This is a genomic window from Candidatus Bathyarchaeota archaeon (assembly GCA_023131225.1).
Taxonomy (GTDB): Archaea; Thermoproteota; Bathyarchaeia; order Bathyarchaeales; family SOJC01; genus JAGLZW01.
Genome location: JAGLZW010000014.1, coordinates 1 through 3,232 on the forward strand (window position 1 = coordinate 1; position 3,232 = coordinate 3,232).

4 protein-coding genes are annotated in these 3,232 nt (G+C 42.6%); 1 reads left to right on the forward strand and 3 read right to left on the reverse strand.

Annotated features, from left to right (window positions below):
• On the forward strand, positions 1–751 hold a 751-nt coding region (locus tag KAU88_04065; protein MCK4477686.1), incomplete at its 5' end, for an ATP phosphoribosyltransferase regulatory subunit.
• Here KAU88_04065 and KAU88_04070 read toward each other — a convergent pair.
• The 3 genes from KAU88_04070 to KAU88_04080 all read right to left on the reverse strand — a co-directional run bounded on the left by KAU88_04070 (position 748) and on the right by KAU88_04080 (position 3,146).
• Positions 748–1,821, reverse strand: a complete 1,074-nt coding sequence (locus tag KAU88_04070) for a CPBP family intramembrane metalloprotease (GenBank protein ID MCK4477687.1) — start codon at positions 1,819–1,821, stop codon at positions 748–750. The genes KAU88_04065 and KAU88_04070 overlap by 4 nt on opposite strands.
• Before the next feature lie 58 nt (positions 1,822–1,879).
• Positions 1,880–2,293, reverse strand: coding sequence for a ribonuclease HI family protein (locus tag KAU88_04075; GenBank protein MCK4477688.1), 414 nt, complete (start codon positions 2,291–2,293; stop codon positions 1,880–1,882).
• 70 nt (positions 2,294–2,363) lie between these two features.
• The gene (locus KAU88_04080; GenBank protein MCK4477689.1) at positions 2,364–3,146 is read right to left on the reverse strand and encodes a sulfite exporter TauE/SafE family protein; all 783 of its coding nucleotides are present in this window, start codon (positions 3,144–3,146) and stop codon (positions 2,364–2,366) included.
• Positions 3,147–3,232: the final 86 nt, after the last annotated feature.

The following is a 3,232-nucleotide window of genomic DNA, read 5'->3' on the forward strand; positions in this document are numbered from 1 at the left end:
CTTGATGCAGCTATTAGACGCCAAACGGTGGAACGAAGCGCTTAGAACCGCTGAAGAATTTGGCGTTTCAAGAAAGGGTTTATCAGCTCTGAAAGAGGTTTTTGAAGCTAAGGGAAAAGACGCTTCCAAGGTCCTAACTGACGTAAAGAAAAAGCTAGGGGAATATGAGAGTCCGGTTACAGCAGTAGATAACCTGCAGCAAATCATTGAGTTATGCAAAGAAAGCGGAGTTAAATTCAACATGTCAATTGAAACAGGATTTGCACGAGGCTTAGAATACTATACTGGAATGATTTTCGAGCCGCTTGTACCTGAGATGGAGATTTCACTAGGCGGCGGTGGACGATATGATAAACTCGTTGAACTGTTTGGAGGTGAGCCTACACCGGCAGTAGGAGTTGCTCACGGGCTGGATCGCATCGCGCTGGCAATAGACAAACAAAACGTCACGCTGAAGATTTCTAAGAAAATCGTGGCGGTTATTCCCATTGGTGAAAAGGCAGTTTCCAAAGCTTTTGCAATAGCGTTGCAGCTAAGAAAAAGGGGAATAGCTGTAGAATTAGAGGTTATGGGGCGAACAGTTTCGCGAGCGTTACAGGATGCTGACAGAAGGAAAATGGCATACGCTGTTATTCTAGGTCCGAAGGAGCTTGAAAAAGGTAAAGTGATGCTGAGAGACATGGAAAAGCGTCAGCAACGCCCAATCAACATTGATGACATATCTGAAGAAGTTTCGAAGAAGATGAGTTAGATGTTTGTAGAGGGTGGTTCAGGAACGGGTATAGCTTTAGGTTTTCGCCTTACCAACTCAAAAATCGCAATCACACCAAAGATGATTAGTGCTACCCACAAAAATGCACCTAAGAAAATGTTTGCCAACCAACTAAGAGATAGAAAATCCATTTCAGCAGAATAGTAATCCAGTGATAAACCGAAAATGGAAAAGTAAAAATTGAAATACCAGTGAAGCAAAATCGGCGCTTGAACCCCATAGTAAAGATACGCCAAAGCAAAAACTGCGCCGCTCACTGTTGCTGGAGCTATTTTACCTAGCTCCCAATTACCAAAATAGTGGGCGATACCGAAAAGAAAAGCAGTTAGGAATATCATCATCCATTCGGCCCAGAAAACCCCTCCAAGCAAGCCAGCTTCACCGATGGTTCTCAAACCGATCATCTTCTTAGCCTTTTCAGGCTGCAAAACAGATAGAATGCACGTCTTTAATCGTTGGCTCCAAGAAAAGCCAGGTCTCGTTCTTTTTCCAGCAACAAAAATGTAAGTCGCTAGGAAAGTTCCTATTGGAATTATCCGGAACAATATCTCTTCGACTAGTGGAGCCCGCGAAAATCGTAGGAAGTCCAAGAAAGGCTCATCTGTAATGCGTGGCTCTCCTATGGGAATTCCACTCTGCGTCTGAAAGAAATGTAATACGATTGTGACCACTAGCAACATGGATGTTATTGCTGGCATAGCAAGCAAGTTGTTGCTGAAAGGACTTCGTTTAGTATCAACAGAAAAGAATTCTCGGACTCTGCTGGGAAGATCATCCCTGTACCTCCAAGCGGCAGCAAAACAAAAAGCAAATATCCACCAGAGAAATAAATAATAGAGCCCAGCGTTTATGGTTATCTCCATATCTACAATGAGCAAGGGATATAGCCTTATTGGTCCTTGGCTGAATGTTAGCCCTTCTGCAGTGGAGAAAAAAACCAGAATCCCCAAGCCCATCGAAAGCATGTATGTTAGGATGATGAAAAAACCGACTATGAAAATGATGGCGAAAAGAAGTTTTTGAAGTGTTTCAGATAAACTTGAGGTCATAGTGTACCCCGTTTACGATTAAACAAGGGATATGTTTCTATTAACTTTAATCCAAGTGTTAACCGAGTATACTGTCTAAGACACGATTTGCCGACGCATCCACTTCTTTCATGTTTTTGTCTGTTCTTGAAATATGATTGAAGGATACGCTTTGAAAATGTTGTTGGAGTTCACGAACTTTCAGCCAAAGCACTTCCAGTCGAGGATTTCTAACTTGATATTCTCCATTAAGCTGCTTTACTATTAGTTCGCTGTCTAGAAAACAGTGCACATAACCCTTTGTAAAGTCATGTGCTAGTTGAAGGGCTTCTATTAGCGCTTCATACTCAGCTTGGTTGTTAGTTTTCCTTCCCAAAAACTTGGAAAATTTCTTCGCCACAACCCCATTTTCGTCCACTATCTTAATGGCGACCGCTGCTGGTCCAGGGTTTCCCCTAGAAGCTCCATCAGAATATGTCCACAATTGCCTCAATTCTTTAGACTGCAACCGGTAGACCTTCGATGAAATATTGGCAGATAAAAGCTAATAAAAGATGTCCGTGTTACGCCCAGCCTAGAAACTTCAGAATCATTCGCAGACTAACAAGCACAAGCACCAGGCCAAAAATTCGTCTCAGATTCCTGCTTGAAACACGCTTGGAAACGTAAGCACCAATTTGCGCTCCGAAAATGACGCCAACAATGAGAACAAGTGCAAAACCAAACTGAACATTACCGAGATATATGTGAGTCGCCACTCCAGCAATTGAAGTAAAAACCATGATAAAAACTGAAGTAGCAACCGCGAGATGCATGGGAAAGGAAAGAGCAAAATGCAGAATCGGCACCATTAAAGCACCGCCACCAATACCTAACAAGCCTGATGAAACGCCAGCAAGGAAACTCAAGGGCAAGCCAAGTTTCATATCTGCACTATATCCAAAGATTTTATCATCCGAGTCTACGAGGCTTCGCTTCCAGCCAGTTTTACGATTTTTTTCTAGCTTGTTGCCCAGATTGTATGGAAAAAACATTCGAAAGGCGACATAGAGTATTAACAAAGCAAAAATCAATATTAAATATTCTTTCGCAATTGCAGTTGTCAAATATGCTCCCAAGAGGGAGCCAGGTATTGTAACTGTGGCTAAGAGCAGCCCAACTTTATAGTCTATCCTTTTTTGTCTTGCATAGCCACTCATAGACGACAATGCCTTAAACATTATCATCGTAAGGCTTGTTCCCGCTGCCATTTGTGGAGAAAATTCGATGCTTAAGGGTAATAATTGCAGAGCAGGTACAATGAAAACTCCGCCTCCGATGCCCAGCATAGCTGCAATGATGCCCACGAAAAGAGCTAGGATGGGGAGAAAAACTGTTTCAAATATTGTCGTTGAGCCTCACCACGCCTCTTGGTAGATTGCCAAACAGTGAC